Source organism: Vibrio natriegens NBRC 15636 = ATCC 14048 = DSM 759 (assembly GCF_035621455.1).
Taxonomy (GTDB): Bacteria; Pseudomonadota; Gammaproteobacteria; order Enterobacterales; family Vibrionaceae; genus Vibrio; species Vibrio natriegens.
Window position 1 is genome coordinate 500,693 of the sequence record NZ_CP141822.1, and the last position, 17,778, is coordinate 518,470.

The following is a 17,778-nucleotide window of genomic DNA, read 5'->3' on the forward strand; positions in this document are numbered from 1 at the left end:
AAATGAGAAGGTGGAGCTTAGTCTCCACCTTTTTTATTTTATAGAGGCAATAAAAAACGACGCTCAGTGAGCGCCGCTTTCAAAACTTACTGGGGTGTCTCTTTATTATAGAGACTCAGTAAACGTACGTGCGATTACATCACGTTGCTGTTCTGGAGTTAGTGAGTTGAAACGCACTGCGTAGCCAGAAACACGAATGGTTAGCTGAGGGTATTTTTCAGGGTTAGCGACTGCATCTTCTAGTGTTTCACGCTTAAGCACGTTCACGTTTAAGTGCTGACCACCTTCAATTTTAGGTGCCGTTTCGATTGCTACTTCGCGGCTTTCGTATTCACCTAGGTCGCTGATTGCAATAACTTGGTCAGCTTCATAGCCTGCTGATGCTGCAATACAACGAGCTTCGTTTTTTTCACCATCTAGTAGCCAGATAGAGTTTAGTAGTTCGTCATTCGCTGCTTTAGTAATTTGGATACCTTGGATCATCACTGTCTCCTAGTCCACTTACGTGGTGTTTATTGGTGTTAGTTTTCAAACTTTTATTGAGCTGAGTATTATATAGCTAATAACCACTATTTTAATATTGATTTAAGTCAAAAAACAACCAAAAACATTAATTTTATTAAGGTTGTTTTGTTGAGGTAAATCAATAAAGTGTTTAAAAACATACTGATTACACTATTTTTGATAAGATAAAAAATATTTTAAATGCATTTATGTTGTTAATTTACTACATATTGTTGATTTGAATTTAACCTGTGATGTGTAACTAATTGTATTTAGGTACGCACACTGAAAGTCTGAAGTGATTAAATGACAAACATGAAAAACAAGTTTGGGAACAAGATGATCGGCGCTCACGTCTCTGCGGCTGGTGGTGTCGATCAGGCCCCTTTGCGTGCGCGTGAGATTGGCGCTAATGCTTTTGCTTTATTTACCAAAAACCAGCGTCAGTGGGTGGCAAAACCTCTTGAAGCTAAAACCATCAGTGCATTTAAAGCCAATTGCAAAATGCTCGGGTTTGGTACTGAAAGCATTTTACCGCATGACTCCTACCTGATTAACTTAGGTGCACCAGAAGAAGAGAAGCTTGATAAATCTCGAGCGGCATTCATCGATGAAATGGAGCGTTGTAATCAGCTTGGTCTGACACTTTTAAACTTTCACCCAGGAAGTCACTTAAAGAAAGTATCTGAACAAGAGTGTTTAGCGACGATTGCAGAATCAATTAATCTTGCGCATAAAGCAGTACCAGATGTTATTGCTGTTATTGAGAACACGGCGGGTCAGGGTACCAACCTAGGCTGGAAGTTTGAGCATCTCGCTGAAATCATTGAGCAAGTGGACGATAAAGAGCGCGTGGGTGTGTGCATCGATACTTGTCATACTTTTACCGCAGGCTACGATTTAAGAACGAAAGAAGATTGCCAACACACGTTTGCGGAATTCGACCGTATCGTTGGTATGCACTATTTAAGGGCGATGCATTTAAATGATTCAAAAGTCGAATTTGCTAGCAGAGTTGATCGTCATCATTCTCTAGGGAAAGGTGAAATCGGTTGGGACTGCTTTGAGTATATTGCCAGAGACTCTCGTTTTGATGGTATCCCTCTGATTTTAGAGACAATTGATCCTGACATTTGGCATCGAGAAATTGATACTCTTCGTGGTTACCATTTGGAAGAATTCAACAAAAATTAATGCCGTTGTCATAGTTGGCACTTTTCTTTCTTAGTGGTTACTGGGGCCATACAAAGAAGGATTGCATTATGTCTCGACCAAACACTTTTACTCCTTTTTCACATACCAGACGTTCGGTTCGTTTACCTGCACCTAACCGTCATATCACGGGCCAAGGTCACTTCCGAACGCCGCAGAAACACTAAATTCGAATTACCGCTCTCAAGTTGGGGGAAGTTTTTGTCTGTTTAAGTGTTGCTGGTTAGAATAGAGCAACACTTTCGGACAGGAACTTTCTATGAATCAGTCACCGACATGGCACGATGTGATCGGCGAAGAAAAAAAACTCAGCTACTTTGTCGACACCTTAAACTTTGTTGAATCGGAACGTTCGGCGGGGAAAACGATCTATCCGCCAAGCAAAGATGTGTTTAATGCGTTTCGCTATACCGAGTTTAGCGATGTTAAGGTGGTGATTTTAGGTCAGGATCCTTATCACGGTCCGAATCAGGCGCACGGGTTGTGCTTTTCGGTTTTGCCAGGCGTGAGAACTCCGCCTTCATTGGTGAACATATACAAAGAGCTCGCTCAGGATATCGACGGTTTTGAAATCCCTCAACATGGATTCTTGCAAAGTTGGGCCGAGCAAGGTGTATTACTGCTTAATACCGTGCTGACGGTTGAGCAGGGCAAAGCACATTCACATTCGAAAACGGGATGGGAAGCGTTCACTGATAAAGTGATTGAAGCGATAAACATGCATCAGCAGGGGGTTGTGTTCCTGTTATGGGGCGCGCACGCGCAGAAAAAGGGACGATTTATTGATCGTTCCAAGCATCATGTCCTTACTGCTCCTCATCCTTCTCCGCTCTCTGCCCATCGAGGCTTTCTGGGGTGTAAGCACTTCTCTCAAGCAAACCAACTACTTACAGCCCAAGGTAAAGAGCCGATAAATTGGCATTTGCCGATGACGGTGTAAAGCTAACAACAGCGATTAAGGTTTTCTTATCGCTGTTTTTTTGAGCAGGCTCAAGCTGGTAATGCATTTCTCATGTACACTTATTAGAAGCAGGTGTTAAGGAGAGACGCTATGATGATCGAAAGAATTCGACGCGAACACGGCTACATGGTTCGCCTGTTGGCTATATTGCGCCACAAACTTAATGAAATAAAACAAGAACGAGCCATTAACTATGCGTTAGTGGGGGAGATTGTTGACTACCTCTCTACTCATTCAGAACAAGTTCACCATCCAAAAGAGGACATCCTCTACCATCATTTTCTAGAACATTATGGTAAGCAACGAACCATGGAGAACCTAGAGCAGGAACATAAAGATCTCGCCGAAAAGACCAAAGAATTCTCAACGGTGATCGAGATGATTCTGCAAGATGCTGTGGTACCTCAAGATGTGTTTGTAAGACATCTCGAAGATTTCATTGATTCACAGAAACGCCACCTCGAACTTGAAGAGCGGAAGATCCTGCCGTTAATAGAAGAGCTGTTTACGACTGAAGACTGGCAGTACGTAGAAAGTCTCTGGAGTGAAAATGAGGATGATCCGGTATTTGGCGATACCATTGCTGACCGCTATAAACAGTTGGCGGAGCGTGTGCGTCAGAGCGATATGGAATACATCTAAAGTAACATTCGCCCGGGCAAATGTGGAATCTGCTCGGGTTTTCTCACTACTTTTCTTATTTAATAAGAATTAACGAGAAATAAAGTTAAGCCTGAATATAGGTTTAACGTGCTCAAAATTCTCAATATATGAGAACGAAGGCCAAGTGCGTTCTAAGTGCTCTTAGCCCCCTTGATGAATCGCTCTTTTCGAAATAACAAAAGGCACCCGTAAGGTGCCTTTTGTTCGAATTAGAGTTTGATGTCGTCTAGGTTGTAATCGTTACAGACATCAAGTTCACGCAGCTCTTTTAATAAATTGCGTCTGTCGTTCATCTCTTCAATTTCTCGCCATTTACGTTTCATTGGTTTGGCACGAGATTTGGTTGTTGAGGTAGTATCCAGATTAAAAATGTCATCTAGTTGAAAGCCGTCCATAAGCCACCTTACCTTGTTTATCTAAACTGTTGTAACCAGTCCTTGTGGAGATTTTTAATTACCACAATAATTGTGAGAATAGCCATGACATATTTCGAATTTGTGTCTGTATCATGACATTTTCGTGCAAAAACACTTCCACAATCACACTTTAGTTTGTCTTTCTTGCATAAAAAATGCCCAAACGAGCCAGTGAAAACGATTAAATGAAGAGATTTTCTGTGTTAACGAGAAGGCTGGAATTAGAGCATAAAGCCAAGGTAAAAGTTGCATAAAACCACTTTGGTTAAATAGTGGTCGACTAACGATTTTATTAAGGAGGTAACTTTCTGTTACACCTTATGAATACTAGCCTTAAACCGAAAACATGGACTGAAACTCTATTGGTTATAAATTGAATATCATTGTTATCTTTAGGTAAGAGATATGTTGCGTTATGTGATGGTTGAGTCTTCTATTTATGTTATTTTTTGGTGACTTTATAGTGAAATATAACAACATTAAGCATTAAGTTTCATATTGATTTTTGTGTCTCTAGGTTGCATTATCCGCCCGTCAAAAAATACGCTGGTACGTAAAATGGATGCATGAAGCGACATTTACGATTCTAGATTGCCCTTAAAAACAAACACTACTTAATTAGCTAAGCACACTTTGACACTTAGCAGCAATCTGGTGGATGGCTAGGATGCATAGACCGGCGCAACTCACTTTGAGGTACGCATGACAGACTTAATCAATTTGATGAACGATCTCCTTTGGGGTTCGATTCTGGTTTATCTTCTTGTTGGTGTAGGTATTTACTTCACCTTTCGATTGGGATTCATCCAGTTCCGCCACTTCGGGCACATGTTTTCGGTTCTAAAGAACAGTCGCAAAGCAGACAAAGCTGGTATTTCTTCTTTCCAAGCACTTTGTACCAGTCTCGCAGCACGTGTTGGTACCGGTAATATGGCCGGTGTGGCAGTTGCACTAACAGCGGGCGGACCAGGCGCTATCTTCTGGATGTGGCTGATCGCGATGCTGGGTATGGCAACATCGTTTGCAGAGAGTACGCTGGCACAGCTATACAAAACCAAAGATGATGATGGCAACTACCGTGGTGGTCCTGCTTACTACATGGAAAAAGGTTTGGGCATGCGCTGGATGGGCGTCTTGTTCTCGGTTTTCCTAATCATCGCTTTTGGTTTGGTATTCAATGCCGTTCAAGCTAACTCTATTGCTAATGCGATGAGTACGGCATTTGGCTGGAACTCTTTATACGTTGGTATTGGTGTTGTTGCCTTGTCTGCTGCGGTTATCTTTGGTGGTATCAAGCGTATCGCTAAAGTCGCGGAAATGATTGTTCCACTTATGGCACTGCTTTACCTTGCGCTCGCGCTAGTGGTTGTGTTTGCCAACATCGAGAAGCTTCCTGCGGTACTTGCTCTGATTGTTAAGAGTGCCTTTGGTCTGCAAGAAGCAGCGGCTGGTGGTTTAGGTTACGCTATCGCACAAGCGATGATTAACGGTGTAAAACGCGGCCTATTCTCGAACGAAGCTGGTATGGGTTCGGCGCCTAACGCAGCGGCATCAGCAACGCCGTACCCGCCGCATCCTGCGTCTCAGGGTTACGTTCAGATGCTGGGTGTGTTTATGGATACAATCGTGATCTGTTCTTCTACGGTAGCGATCATCCTGATGTCTGGTGAATACGTAGGTCAGGCGACAGAGGTTACCGGTATCGAACTGACACAGCGCGCATTGAGCTCGCAAGTGGGCGACTGGGGTGGCATTTTTGTTGCTGTCGCAATCTTCTTCTTCGCGTTTACTTCGATCATTGCAAACTACTCATACGCTGAGACTAACTTAGTCTTCCTTGAGCATAACCATAAAGCGGGTATCGGTATTTTCCGAATCATCTTCCTGGGTATGGTGATGTTTGGCGCGGTAGCTTCGTTACCAATGGTCTGGTCGTTGGCTGATGTGTCAATGGGTCTAATGGCGATTGTGAACTTGGTGGCGATTATTCTGCTATCGGGCATCGTTATCAAGCTGGCTAAAGACTACAACCGTCAGCTAGACGCTGGTAAGGTACCAACATTTGATGCTAACGATTTCCCAGAGCTGAAATCTCAGCTGGAAGAAGGCATCTGGTACAACGACAAAAAAGACTGAGTGTCATAGTTAAAAGCTATTAGCACTATTTATAAAGCCATGCAGACAATGCATGGCTTTTTTTGTACCCTTAACGGTATATAAAATTAAAAGGATAGAGTCAAAGTCATGCTTATCGTAGTTTCTCCTGCTAAGACACTGGATTATGAGTCTCCGTTAGCAACGGAAAAGTTTACTCAACCTGAGTTAATTGAATTCTCCAAAGAGCTGATCGAAGTTTGCCGTAAATTGACGCCTGCTGATGTTGCGTCGTTAATGAAGGTGAGCGACAAAATTGCAGATCTGAACGTAGGGCGATTCCAAGAGTGGAGTGAAACCTTCACGACTGAAAACTCGCGTCAGGCGATCCTCGCGTTTAAAGGGGATGTTTATACGGGTCTTGAAGCGGAAACCTTGTCTGAAGCTGACTTTGATTACGCTCAGGATCATCTGCGTATGCTATCTGGCCTTTACGGTTTGTTGAAGCCATTGGATTTGATGCAGCCATACCGTCTGGAAATGGGTACTAAGCTTGCGAACGACAAGGGCACTAACTTGTACCAGTTCTGGGGCAATATCATCACTGACAAGCTTAATGAGGCGATTTCAGCGCAAGGTGACAATGTGCTTATTAACCTTGCATCAAATGAATACTTTAAAGCGGTGAAACCTAAGAACCTTGACGCTCAGGTTATTACGCCAATTTTTAAAGATTGTAAGAATGGCCAATACAAAGTGATCAGCTTCTACGCGAAAAAAGCGCGTGGCATGATGGCGCGTTACATTATCGAAAATCGTATTGAGAGTGTGGCTGACCTGACCAAGTTTGATACGGCGGGTTACTACTTTGTTGAAGAAGAGTCGACGCCAACTGAGCTGGTCTTTAAACGAGAAGAGCAGAACTAAGCTCAAACTCCGGACACAAAAAAGGGTTGGCATTGCCAACCCTTTCGCTATTTTAGACTTACAAGCTTACTTCTTTTTAGCGACTTTCTTTTTCGCAGTTTTCTTCTTATCGTCTTTTTTCTTTTTCTTCTTAAACACAGGTTTTTTGTGTTTTGGACGCATCTCTTTGATGAAACGCTCTTTGATGTCTTCTTTAACGTAACGAGCGACGCGATCCATCATCGGCTGGTCGTGCGCTTCTACAATTGAGATAGCGTTACCTTTTTTTCCAGCACGAGCGGTACGGCCAATTCGGTGCAGGTAAACATCTGCTGTACGTGGCAAGTCGTAGTTGATCACGTGTGACACATCAGGAAGGTCGATACCACGAGCTGCAACGTCTGTTGCGAGTAGAACGTTAACCGTACCATCACGGAAACGTGCAATCGCGTTATTACGGCGATCTTGTGGCATTTCGCCTTGGATCCATGAACATGGAATCTGTGCGCTTTCAAGCTGGCTACGCAGTTCAGCCAGACGTTCACGCGTTTTCAGGAATACGATAGTACGTTCTGCCTGCTCCGTGATGATGTGCTTGAGTAGCGCGAGTTTATGCTCTGCGTCGTCCGCTCGGTGATACCACTGTGCGATCTTCTTACGTTCGCGTAGCGGTGACTTCGCATCGATCTCTGCAGGTTCATTCAGCAGGTCCGCAGTAAAGCCTTCAACGCCTCTGCCTTCTAATGTTGCAGAAAACAGAAGGGTTTGCTTACGCCAGCGACACTCGTTCGATAGACGATCGACTGTTGGCGCAAAGCCCATGTCTAGCATGCGGTCAGCTTCGTCTAGGATTAACCATTCAATCGCACGGCAATCAAAGCGTTCAGCTTCAATGTATTCGCGCAGACGACCTGGTGTCGCAACAACGATGTCTTGCGTGGTAGCAAGAATGTCAGCGTGCTCTTGGTACTGAACACCACCGGTGATGGTAAAAATATTGAGCTTAGTATTTTTCGCCAGCGCACGGGCTTGATCCGCAACCTGCATCGCCAACTCACGCGTTGGAGTTAGGATAAGGATACGCGCAGGTCCAGGTTTACGACGTGGAAAATCCTGCAGGTATTGCAGAGCAGGCAATACGAATGCTGCTGTTTTACCTGTGCCAGTCGGTGCTGACGCTAGAATGTCACGACCATCCAACGCTTGTGGGATTGCTTCTGCCTGGACTTTTGTTGGGCGTTCGAAGCCCATTTCTTCAATGGCATCAAGTAAGTTTGAGTCTAGATCAAGTTCAGCAAAGGTTCTGATCACAATGAGTTCTCCACAAGCAAGGCTTGGTTAATGGTTCGCCGCAACAGCTTAAAATACGAAAAGGTCGCACATTATAAAGTGATTGGTGATAAGGATCACATGTTATTTCACATCTTAAGATAAAACTCACGGGTTAGCTGGACAAAATCGTCGCTGTACCCGTCTGATGAGTGAATGATCAAGTGAGATATTTTAGTGTCACAAGGCTGCTTCGCTAACTCAAACAGCACACGATGAACTGGCTTTCTCTCTGATGGCTGCACACGGCAAAGACGAGATAAATACCAGCCCTGTTGTAATGCTAACTCGATAAACTGCTCACCTTCGGTGACAGGTAACACAAAGCTGGCTTTTCCATCCTCTTCTAACAGTTGGTAACAACGATGCAGCAAGGCGTCATGGCGCAGAGAGTCTGTGTGTCTTGCTGTCGCTCGCTGACTCTGTTTGGATTGCTCGCCACTATTGAAATAGGGTGGGTTACAAATGATTCGCTGGAATAACTGAGATGGTGTGAAGGTCAGCACATCGGCATGAAAAACAGATAACCTCTCTTGCCATGGAGAGTGAGTAAAGTTTTTCTGAGCGGCATCGATTGCTGTGGTTTCAATATCTACGGCCGTTATCTTCGCTCGGCTAAAGCGTTGGGCACACATTAATGCCAACAAACCTGTGCCTGTGCCTATATCGAGTATCTCAGCATCTTCAGGGCTTTCAACCCAGGCTCCTAGCATCACGCCATCTGTACTGACCGGCATGCCACTTTCACCACCTTCGATGAAAAACTGCTTAAACTTGAAGCTCTTAGTTTTATGTTTTTCGTTATTCATGTTTATTTTATATATGCTCTATATTTCAGTTCTTTCATCTAATGTTTATTAATTGTGTGGTTTGTTGTGTTGTAGGTTAGTAAATTGTATCGTTGTTTGATCGAGATAAATTTCTAGATTTTTGTTTTATATTGGTTAGATTAACTGGTTTTTAATTCTATATATAAATTAATATGGTGTTTTTTTCTCATAGGTTGCCAAATGATGATTCTTTCGTCATTATGCGGCGCTATTTTATAGATTGAACCACGAGTACTTGTTAATAACAAAGACTCCAAAAGTGGTCGATGCATAACACAACATTCACACATTTTTTAGACAAGGGTTATCTGTGAAACAGACATTAAAACTAACAGATATTATCGCAGTAGGCTTTATGCTGTTTGCGTTCTTTTTAGGTGCTGGCAACATCATCTTTCCACCGTTGGCTGGCCAATTGGCTGGTGAAAACCTAATGCCAGCGATGTTCGGTTTCTTGCTAACAGCGGTAGGTCTACCTCTTATTACTATCGTTGCTATCGCTGTAGCTGGCGGAACTTGGGATCATCTAACGCAAGATCTACCGAAAAAAGCAGCGGTTGTGATGGCAGCGTTGATCTTCATTATTATTGGCCCTGCATTTGCGGCTCCTCGTACTGGCCTTGTGGCCTACGAAATGGCTGTTAAACCATTTTTTATTGAAGCGTCTCAAACAAACCTGACGGCATTCTCAGTGCTGTTCTTTGTTGTCGCGATGCTATTCTCATGGTTCCAGGGACGTTTGATCGACTTGATTGGTAAGGTGCTGACTCCTGTCCTGTTCCTTGGTTTGATTGTTCTTGCTCTTGCAGTATTTATTGATCCTCAAGGTGAAATGATCGGTGCAACAGGCGAGTACTTAACTCAACCGCTAACGAAAGGCTTCCTAGAAGGTTACAACACCATGGATACCTTCGCGTCACTGATGTTCGGTATGCTGATGGTGGATGCGCTTCGTGGTAAAGGCATTACAGAGCGCGCGGCAACAACAAAATACCTGATTTTTGCTGGCTGTATTGCAGCTGCTGGTCTGGCGTTCGTATACATTTCGCTGTTCTACTTAGGCGCAACCAGTGCAACAGTAGCTGCGGGTGCTGATAATGGTGGTTTGGTTCTGAGCCAATACGTTCAGGCACTGTTTGGTCCTTACGGTCAAATCGTACTTTCAGTGATCGTATTACTGGCATGTTTGACTACGGCGATCGGTCTTATCTCTGCGTGTTCTGATTTCTTCAGTTCTAAAACGTCGCTGTCTTACAAACACTGGGTTCTGATTAACGGTTCTGTGTGTGCGTTGGTTGCTAACGTTGGTCTTGCGCAGTTGATTTCTCTGTCTGTTCCAGTGTTGTTCGCACTGTACCCTGTAGCAATTGCATTGGTAGCGTTAACGTTTGTGCGTAGCAAACTGCCTAACACTCGCTTTGCTTACCGCGCAGTACTGCTTGTTTCTTTGTTGTTTGCGTTACTAGATGCAGCAAAAGTAGCAGGTATGGATGTATCGGCTTTCAACATGCTACCTCTATTTGAAATCGGTATGGGTTGGGTTCTGCCAACGCTGGCTGCGATCATTTGTATGTTCTTCATTTCTAAGCCTCAGAATGAGCTGGTAGAAGAAACGGCGTAAGTTTACATAACGACGAATAACAAAAAGCCCGATGAAGTGATTCATCGGGCTTTTTATTTTTGGCGTGGAAACCGAATAGCGATTAAAGCGTATCGTGGAATTCGACTAGAACTTGTTCACACCACTTCTCAATGCGTTCGTCACTCAAGTCGTACTGAGAATCTTCATCTAATGCCAGACCTACAAATTGGCTGCCATCTTCAGTGAGTGCTTTAGAGGCTTCGAATTCATAGCCTTCATTAGGCCAGTAACCAATAAATTGTGCGCCAGTTTCTTTCAGCTCATCATGGAGCAGACCCATAGCATCCAGATACCATTCACCGTAGCCTTCTTGATCGCCCAAACCAAATAATGCGACCACTTTTCCTTTTAATGGCGTCGTTGCGATGTCTTGCCAAATAGCACTCCAGTCCTCTTGGATTTCACCAAAGTCCCAGGTAGAAATACCAATGAGCAATAAATCGTAGTCAGCCATCAAAGCTAGCGGTGTCTCTTTCACATTGTGAATGTCGACAAGATCTTCTCCAATGATGGAACGAATTTTCTCTGCTGCCATTTCGGTATAGCAGGTCGTAGAGCCGTAAAAGAGTCCGATTTTCATTATATTCGTCGTATTTTATGTTGCTGTTATAGAGGATTTTAACCTTAAACTGCCTGCGAATGCAGCGAATATCGTTAGATTAACGCACGAAGCTATTTTTTTATGGTATTCAAACAGGGGCTGTCTTACCCTCAGAGGTTAATTAAAAAAACAAAAAAGGAAGCGCGAATGACAGCACAGCTGCCTGTCAATCAACAAGATTTTGCTTTTGTGGAGCAATTCTTAGACGCGATGTGGATGGAGCGAGGACTGTCTGAGAACACGCTAGCTTCATACCGAAATGATCTAATTAAACTTCTTACCTGGATGGAGCAACAGCGTTACCGTCTCGATTTTATAAGCTTAGCTGGCCTTCAAGAGTATCAAAGCTACTTGGTCGATTTAGATTACAAACAGACTTCCCGTGCACGAATGTTATCGGCGATTCGCCGTCTGTTTCAGTATCTTCATCGCGAAAAAGTACGCGCCGATGACCCAAGTGCATTGTTAGTTAGCCCTAAACTACCGCAGCGTTTACCGAAAGATATCAGCGAAGAGCAAGTCGATGCTTTGCTGGATGCGCCTGATCCTAATGACCCGGTAGAATTGCGCGATAAAGCGATGTTAGAGTTACTTTACGCGACAGGGCTTCGTGTTACTGAACTGGTAAGCCTGACGATGGAAAACGTCAGTTTGCGTCAGGGCGTGGTCCGAGTGACGGGTAAAGGCGGCAAAGAGCGCTTGGTACCGATGGGTGAGAACGCCGTGGACTGGATTGAAACTTTTATTCAGCAAGGTCGGCCAGCACTGCTGGGAGAGACCTCTTCGGATGTGGTTTTCCCAAGTAAACGCGCACGGCAAATGACTCGTCAGACGTTCTGGCATCGTATTAAATACTATGCTGTGATAGCGGGAATCGATACCGATCAATTATCGCCGCATGTGTTACGTCACGCTTTTGCAACACATTTACTGAACTATGGCGCAGATCTCAGGGTCGTACAGATGCTACTAGGGCATAGTGACTTATCGACCACGCAAATTTATACTCACGTGGCGACTGAACGACTGAAGCAGATCCACAGTCAACACCACCCAAGAGCATAGTGATGGTTTATTCATCCCTTCTCATTGGACGAAAGAACGTATTTTTAAGGTGATTTTAATGAGCGTATTACGCCGACTAACTCTGCTGACTTTACCATTTTTTGTTACCGCTTGTGGGGCGGAAGAAAGTCAGGCTAAAACGGAAACTCCAGCACAACAAGTTGCCCCAATGGCGCAACAACACTTTGATGAAGCAGCATTAAAAGCAAAGTTTTCAAAACTTGGCTTATCGATTGTGGATATCAAACCATCAGACGTCACAGGTTTGTTAGAAATCCAAACCAATGGTGGCATTTTATTCGCGTCTAATGATGGCAATCACTTCATCGCTGGCACCTTGTATGCGATTGATGAAAATGGTGGTTATAAAGATGTGCTGGCCGAGCGTCAGGCACCACTCAATGCTGCGAAGATTGCAGAATTTTCTGACAGCATGATTGAGTTCAAGGCTGATAATGAAAAGTATGCAGTGACCGTATTTACCGACATTACATGTGGTTACTGCGTGCGTCTGCATAACCAAATGCAGGGCTACAATGATTTAGGTATTACCGTCCGCTACATGGCTTACCCACGCCAAGGCGCGACGGGGCCAGTTGCTGATCAAATGGCAACAATTTGGTGTGCAGATGATCCGAAAGCCGCTATCCACAATGCGAAAGTAAATCGTACTTTCGACAACCCTGCGAAGGACTTGAATCAGTGTAAAGAAACGGTTCAGGCACATTACAATGTAGGTCGACAGCTTGGTATTTCTGGTACGCCAGCAATCTTCCTACCTGGCGGTGAAATGGTAGGCGGCTATCTGCCTCCTGCTGATCTACTAAACCGTTTAGAGCAACAATAATCCTTTAGGAGCAGAGCCAGCCGCACCGCTGGCTCTTTTCAAGCATGATAGAAATTCAACGACGTCCGGAACCGGATCTTTCCCTTCTGCCGGATTCCATCCCCCCGATTTTGAAGCGCATCTATATCAATCGTGGCATCACGGATATGGCACAGCTGGAAACCTCAGCACGTGGTTTACACTCGTATCAAAAACTGGGTGGTATTGATCAGGCGGTTGCACTTTTGTTCCAAGCTATTAAAGAACAAAAGCGCATTATCGTCGTAGGGGACTTTGATGCCGATGGCGCGACCAGTTCCGCATTGTCAGTGATGGCGTTACGAATGCTGGGCAGTGCCAATGTGGATTACTTGGTGCCAAACCGTTTTGAAGACGGTTACGGCCTTAGTCCGGAAGTGGTTGATCAAGCTCTGGAACTTGGCGCTGAGATGATCATGACCGTGGACAATGGCGTCTCTTCGATTGAAGGGGTTCGCTATGCCAAAGAAAATGGCATCACGGTACTCGTCACTGACCACCACTTGCCAGGGCAAGTTCTTCCTGACGTGGATGCTATGGTCAACCCAAACTTGGAAAGCTGCGCGTTCCCATCTAAAGCTTTGGCTGGGGTTGGAGTTGCGTTCTATCTGATGATGGCGCTGTGCGTTCACATGCGCAAACTGAACTGGTTTGCCGAGCAAGGGATGCAAGAGCCTAAACTGATGGAACTGATTGATCTTGTTGCATTAGGCACGGTGGCGGATGTTGTGCCACTGGATGAGAATAACCGTATTCTGGTTCATCAAGGCCTGCAACGTATTCGTGCTGGTAAAGCTCGTCCGGGAATTCAAGCGCTGATTGAAGTGGCTAAACGCGACGCCCGTCGTCTGGTTGCGTCGGATTTTGGATTTGCTCTTGGCCCGCGGATTAACGCGGCAGGTCGTTTGGACGACATGTCTTTCGGGGTCGAGCTGCTGATGTGTAACAACATCCATGCCGCACGCCGAATGGCCAGTGAACTTGATGGCCTCAACCAAACCCGTAAAGAGATCGAAGAAGGAATGAAGCAGGAGGCCATGGCCTTTTGTGAGCGCCTGCAGTTTGGTGAAAACAGTGAGTTACCTTATGGCTTGGCTCTGTTTCAGCGCGACTGGCATCAGGGTGTGATTGGTATTCTTGCCTCGCGTATTAAAGAAAAATTCCATCGCCCAGTGATTGCCTTTGCCGACGGTGGTGAAGGGACGATCAAAGGGTCTTGCCGTTCGATCCCTGGTCTGCACATGCGTGATGCGCTCGATTTTATCGATACACAAAATCCGGGGTTGATCATCAAGTTCGGTGGCCATGCGATGGCGGCTGGATTAACCATTAAAGAACAGGATTTTGAGCGCTTTAGCCGTTTATTCGATGAAGTGGTTAAGAAAGAGCTTGATGACGCCGCGTTAAAAGGCGTGATCCTTTCGGACGGCGAACTTAAGCCGGAAGAATTTTCGATGCATGTTGCTGAGCTTCTGCGCGCTGGTGGCCCGTTTGGACAGGCGTTCCCTGAACCGGTTTTTGATGGTGAGTTTAAGGTATTACATCAAAAGTTGGTGGGAGAAAAACACCTGAAATTAATGTTAGAGCCACTGCATAAAGGTCATCCAACCAACGTGATGATTGATGGAATCGCGTTCAATGTCGATTTGCGTCGCTGGCCGGATGCGTCGGTAAAAACGGTGCGTTTAGCATACAAATTGGATGTGAACGAATTCCGTGGAAATCAATCTCTGCAACTTATGATTGATCACATTGAAGCTAAGTAAGAACTAAGTTCTTCTCAGATATCGAGTACGGTCTCCTTTACGCGCGGGACCGTACTTTTTCTTGACTTAATCTGCCTTTCCATTCGAAATTTTCCTGTATCTCCGTCACATTTTTCAGTAGAATTCCTCGGTTAAATTCTATTCTAAAATGTTGAGTAAACATGTTTGAAATCAATCCAATTAAAAACCGTCTACAGGACGTGTCTGAGCGCACAAATGTCCTGAGGGGGTATCTTTGACTATGACGCTAAGAAAGAGCGTCTAGAAGAAGTAAACGCAGAACTAGAACAACCAGATGTATGGAACGAGCCTGAACGTGCGCAAGCACTAGGTAAAGAGCGTGCATCGCTAGAAGCGGTTGTTGAAACCATTGATCAACTTGAGCAAGGTGTGGAAGATGTTGAAGGTCTTCTGGAGCTTGCGGTTGAAGAAGAAGATCAAGAAACGTTTGACGAAATCGAACCAGAACTTGCTGAGCTAGAAGAGAAGCTAGAGCAGCTTGAGTTCCGTCGTATGTTCGCAGGCGATCACGACAGCTCTGATTGTTACATCGACTTGCAAGCTGGCTCGGGCGGTACAGAAGCTCAAGACTGGACCAACATGATGCTACGTATGTACTTACGTTGGGCTGAAGCAAAAGGCTTTAAAGCGGAAGTGATCGAAGTATCTGAAGGTGAAGTTGCGGGTCTGAAGTCAGCAACGGTTCGTATCTCTGGTGAGTACGCTTACGGTTGGTTACGCACAGAAACGGGCGTTCACCGTTTGGTTCGTAAATCGCCATTTGATTCAGGCGGCCGTCGTCATACATCATTTGCTTCTGCGTTTGTTTACCCAGAGATTGATGACAACATTGATATCGACATTAACCCGTCCGATCTACGTATCGACGTTTACCGAGCGTCTGGTGCGGGTGGTCAGCACGTTAACACCACAGAATCTGCGGTACGTATTACGCACGTTCCAACCAACACTGTGGTTCAGTGTCAGAATGACCGTTCTCAGCATAAGAACAAAGATCAAGCAATGAAGCAGCTTCGTGCAAAACTGTTTGAACTTGAACTTCAAAAACAGAATGCCGAGAAGCAAGCAAATGAAGATGCGAAATCTGACATCGGTTGGGGCAGCCAGATCCGTTCTTACGTACTGGATGACTCGCGTATCAAAGATTTACGCACAGGCGTTGAAAACCGTAACACTCAGGCGGTTCTTGACGGCGACCTAGACAAATTTATTGAAGCTAGCCTGAAGTCAGGTCTTTAAGCTTTTCACCGACACTCAAATCGAAACAGGATACATCGAAAAATGACTGATGCTGTTCAAAACGACAACGTACAAGAAGAAAACAAGCTGATTGCTGAACGCCGCGCGAAACTGGACGAGATCCGTAAGAGCTGCAAAGCAAACGGCCACCCAAACGACTTCCGTCGTGACGCACTAGCGGGCGACCTTCAAAAAGAGTTCGGTGAGAAGACTAAGGAAGAGCTAGAAGAGCTTAACCACGTTGTTGCAATCGCTGGCCGTATCATGGCTAAGCGTGGTCCTTTCCTAGTAATTCAAGAGACTTCTGGCCGTATTCAAGCGTACGCTGCAAAAGACGTACAGAAAGAGCTTAAAGCTAAATACCAAGGTTTAGACATCGGTGACATCATCGGTGTGAAAGGTGCCCTACACAAGTCTGGTAAAGGCGACCTATACGTAAACATGGAAGAGTACGAACTGCTAACTAAAGCGCTGCGTCCTCTACCAGAAAAATTCCACGGTCTGACTGACCAGGAAATGCGTTACCGTCAGCGTTACGTAGATCTAATCGTGAACGAAGATTCACGTAAAGCGTTCATCATTCGCTCTAAGCTAGTGTCTGCGATTCGTAACTTCATGAGCTCAAAAGGCTACCTAGAAGTGGAAACGCCGATGATGCATGTGATCCCTGGTGGTGCGACTGCGCGTCCATTCATCACTCACCACAACGCTCTGGACATCGACATGTTCCTACGTGTTGCTCCTGAGCTGTACCTGAAGCGTCTGGTTGTAGGTGGTTTTGATCGTGTATTCGAAATCAACCGTAACTTCCGTAACGAAGGTCTGTCTCCTCGTCACAACCCAGAATTCACAATGATGGAATTCTACCAAGCTTACGCTGACTACAAAGATCTGATGGATCTGACTGAAGAGATGCTAAGCACAGTGGCGATGGAAGTTCTGGGTTCTACATCAATGCCTTACGGCGAAGAGACTGTTGAATTTGGCGGTACTTACGCTCGCATGAGCATGTTTGAAGCAATCAAACACTACAACCCTGAGCATGCAGAAATCCAAGCACTAACAGAAGCGGATCTACAAGACCGTGAGAAGATGGTTGCGATTGCGAAATCAGTACACGTTGAAGTGGAAACATTCTGGACATGTGGTCAGCTTCTTGAAGAAATTTTTGGTGAAACGGCTGAGCCTCAACTGATTCAACCGACTTTCATCACTGGCTACCCAGCGGATATTTCTCCACTGGCACGTCGTAGCGATGACAACCCATTCTTCACTGACCGTTTCGAGTTCTTTATCGGTGGTCGTGAAGTGGCGAACGGTTTCTCTGAGCTTAACGATGCTGAAGACCAAGACGCGCGCTTTAAAGCACAAGTTGACGCGAAAGACGCAGGCGATGACGAAGCAATGTTCTACGATGCAGACTACATCACTGCACTTGAGCACGGCCTTCCGCCAACAGCTGGTCAAGGTATCGGTATCGACCGTCTGGCAATGCTATTTACTAACACGCACACCATTCGTGACGTGATTTTATTCCCAGCGATGCGCCCACAAGCGTAATTGATTGAGAAATAAAATAAAAACCACCTTAGGGTGGTTTTTTTTTGCCTTTAATTTAAACCAATTCAGACAATTGCATTAAATTCTTTATAGGATATGCAAAT

The 17,778-nt window shown here is 45.0% G+C and carries 16 protein-coding genes; 11 read left to right on the top strand and 5 right to left on the bottom strand.

The window, feature by feature from the left end; translation table 11 throughout:
* Nucleotides 1-105: 105 nt before the first annotated feature.
* Nucleotides 106-483, bottom strand: a complete 378-nt coding sequence (gene grcA / locus VER99_RS02295; protein ID WP_014230835.1) for an autonomous glycyl radical cofactor GrcA — start codon at nt 481-483, stop codon at nt 106-108.
* 327 nt (nt 484-810) lie between these two features.
* Between grcA and nfo the strand changes: the two genes are divergently transcribed.
* From nfo to VER99_RS02310, 3 genes are all read left to right on the top strand, one after another.
* Nucleotides 811-1,698: a deoxyribonuclease IV gene (nfo, locus tag VER99_RS02300; protein WP_014230836.1), complete on the top strand. Its 888-nt coding sequence runs from the start codon at nt 811-813 to the stop codon at nt 1,696-1,698.
* Nucleotides 1,699-1,975: 277 nt separating this feature from the next.
* Nucleotides 1,976-2,656: a uracil-DNA glycosylase gene (ung, locus tag VER99_RS02305; protein ID WP_020335913.1), complete on the top strand. Its 681-nt coding sequence runs from the start codon at nt 1,976-1,978 to the stop codon at nt 2,654-2,656.
* A gap of 111 nt (nt 2,657-2,767) precedes the next feature.
* Entirely contained in the window at nt 2,768-3,319 is a 552-nt protein-coding gene (locus VER99_RS02310; RefSeq protein WP_014230838.1) for a hemerythrin domain-containing protein, read from the top strand.
* Nucleotides 3,320-3,549: 230 nt separating this feature from the next.
* Here the strand turns inward: VER99_RS02310 and VER99_RS02315 are convergent, their stop codons facing one another.
* Nucleotides 3,550-3,735: a DUF3545 family protein gene (locus VER99_RS02315; protein ID WP_014230839.1), complete on the bottom strand. Its 186-nt coding sequence runs from the start codon at nt 3,733-3,735 to the stop codon at nt 3,550-3,552.
* Between the two features lie 723 nt (nt 3,736-4,458).
* Between VER99_RS02315 and VER99_RS02320 the strand changes: the two genes are divergently transcribed.
* Together VER99_RS02320 and yaaA are read left to right on the top strand one after the other, a co-directional pair.
* Nucleotides 4,459-5,892 carry an alanine/glycine:cation symporter family protein gene (locus VER99_RS02320; RefSeq protein ID WP_014230840.1) on the top strand — a complete coding sequence of 478 codons (1,434 nt, stop codon included), beginning with the start codon at nt 4,459-4,461 and terminating at the stop codon, nt 5,890-5,892.
* A gap of 108 nt (nt 5,893-6,000) precedes the next feature.
* Nucleotides 6,001-6,777: a peroxide stress protein YaaA gene (gene yaaA, locus VER99_RS02325; RefSeq protein ID WP_014230841.1), complete on the top strand. Its 777-nt coding sequence runs from the start codon at nt 6,001-6,003 to the stop codon at nt 6,775-6,777.
* Nucleotides 6,778-6,843: 66 nt separating this feature from the next.
* Here yaaA and srmB read toward each other — a convergent pair whose 3' ends face one another.
* Together srmB and VER99_RS02335 are read right to left on the bottom strand one after the other, a co-directional pair.
* A complete protein-coding gene (gene srmB / locus VER99_RS02330) occupies nt 6,844-8,067 on the bottom strand; it encodes an ATP-dependent RNA helicase SrmB (protein WP_014230842.1) in 1,224 nt (407 codons plus the stop codon).
* A 107-nt stretch (nt 8,068-8,174) separates the two neighbouring features.
* Nucleotides 8,175-8,894, bottom strand: a complete 720-nt coding sequence (locus tag VER99_RS02335) for a tRNA1(Val) (adenine(37)-N6)-methyltransferase (protein ID WP_020335914.1) — start codon at nt 8,892-8,894, stop codon at nt 8,175-8,177.
* A gap of 331 nt (nt 8,895-9,225) precedes the next feature.
* On the opposite strand from VER99_RS02335, the gene brnQ reads away from it, so the two are divergent.
* Complete coding sequence (gene brnQ / locus VER99_RS02340; protein ID WP_014230844.1) at nt 9,226-10,536, top strand: branched-chain amino acid transport system II carrier protein; 1,311 nt, start codon at nt 9,226-9,228, stop codon at nt 10,534-10,536.
* A gap of 82 nt (nt 10,537-10,618) precedes the next feature.
* Here the strand turns inward: brnQ and fldB are convergent, their stop codons facing one another.
* Nucleotides 10,619-11,137 carry a flavodoxin FldB gene (gene fldB, locus VER99_RS02345; protein WP_014230845.1) on the bottom strand — a complete coding sequence of 173 codons (519 nt, stop codon included), beginning with the start codon at nt 11,135-11,137 and terminating at the stop codon, nt 10,619-10,621.
* Nucleotides 11,138-11,305: 168 nt separating this feature from the next.
* Here fldB and xerD point away from each other — a divergent pair, with 168 nt between their 5' ends.
* From xerD to lysS, 5 genes are all read left to right on the top strand, one after another.
* The gene (gene xerD / locus VER99_RS02350; protein WP_014230846.1) at nt 11,306-12,223 is read left to right on the top strand and encodes a site-specific tyrosine recombinase XerD; all 918 of its coding nucleotides are present in this window, start codon (nt 11,306-11,308) and stop codon (nt 12,221-12,223) included.
* Between the two features lie 58 nt (nt 12,224-12,281).
* A complete protein-coding gene (dsbC, locus tag VER99_RS02355) occupies nt 12,282-13,070 on the top strand; it encodes a bifunctional protein-disulfide isomerase/oxidoreductase DsbC (RefSeq protein WP_020335915.1) in 789 nt (262 codons plus the stop codon).
* Nucleotides 13,071-13,114: 44 nt separating this feature from the next.
* Complete coding sequence (gene recJ, locus VER99_RS02360; RefSeq protein WP_014230848.1) at nt 13,115-14,854, top strand: single-stranded-DNA-specific exonuclease RecJ; 1,740 nt, start codon at nt 13,115-13,117, stop codon at nt 14,852-14,854.
* A 161-nt stretch (nt 14,855-15,015) separates the two neighbouring features.
* Nucleotides 15,016-16,114, top strand: a protein-coding gene (prfB, locus tag VER99_RS02365) for a peptide chain release factor 2 (protein ID WP_118117739.1) whose coding sequence is annotated in 2 segments (ribosomal slippage) — nt 15,016-15,090 and nt 15,092-16,114 — 1,098 coding nt in all. Because the reading frame shifts where the segments join, the coding sequence is not laid out codon by codon here.
* Nucleotides 16,115-16,156: 42 nt separating this feature from the next.
* Nucleotides 16,157-17,674 carry a lysine--tRNA ligase gene (gene lysS / locus VER99_RS02370; RefSeq protein ID WP_014230850.1) on the top strand — a complete coding sequence of 506 codons (1,518 nt, stop codon included), beginning with the start codon at nt 16,157-16,159 and terminating at the stop codon, nt 17,672-17,674.
* Nucleotides 17,675-17,778: the final 104 nt, after the last annotated feature.

Excerpts from the sequence above, each read along its gene's own strand:
- VER99_RS02320 (WP_014230840.1), top strand. The coding sequence starts at position 4,459 with ATGACAGACTTAATCAATTTGATGAACGATCTCCTTTGGGGTTCGATT.
- ung (WP_020335913.1), top strand. The coding sequence starts at position 1,976 with ATGAATCAGTCACCGACATGGCACGATGTGATCGGCGAAGAAAAAAAA.
- VER99_RS02310 (WP_014230838.1), top strand. The coding sequence starts at position 2,768 with ATGATGATCGAAAGAATTCGACGCGAACACGGCTACATGGTTCGCCTG.
- VER99_RS02315 (WP_014230839.1), bottom strand. The coding sequence starts at position 3,735 with ATGGACGGCTTTCAACTAGATGACATTTTTAATCTGGATACTACCTCA.
- fldB (WP_014230845.1), bottom strand. The coding sequence starts at position 11,137 with ATGAAAATCGGACTCTTTTACGGCTCTACGACCTGCTATACCGAAATG.
- xerD (WP_014230846.1), top strand. The coding sequence starts at position 11,306 with ATGACAGCACAGCTGCCTGTCAATCAACAAGATTTTGCTTTTGTGGAG.
- recJ (WP_014230848.1), top strand. The coding sequence starts at position 13,115 with ATGATAGAAATTCAACGACGTCCGGAACCGGATCTTTCCCTTCTGCCG.
- lysS (WP_014230850.1), top strand. The coding sequence starts at position 16,157 with ATGACTGATGCTGTTCAAAACGACAACGTACAAGAAGAAAACAAGCTG.
- VER99_RS02335 (WP_020335914.1), bottom strand. The coding sequence starts at position 8,894 with ATGAATAACGAAAAACATAAAACTAAGAGCTTCAAGTTTAAGCAGTTT.
- nfo (WP_014230836.1), top strand. The coding sequence starts at position 811 with ATGACAAACATGAAAAACAAGTTTGGGAACAAGATGATCGGCGCTCAC.
- dsbC (WP_020335915.1), top strand. The coding sequence starts at position 12,282 with ATGAGCGTATTACGCCGACTAACTCTGCTGACTTTACCATTTTTTGTT.
- grcA (WP_014230835.1), bottom strand. The coding sequence starts at position 483 with ATGATCCAAGGTATCCAAATTACTAAAGCAGCGAATGACGAACTACTA.
- yaaA (WP_014230841.1), top strand. The coding sequence starts at position 6,001 with ATGCTTATCGTAGTTTCTCCTGCTAAGACACTGGATTATGAGTCTCCG.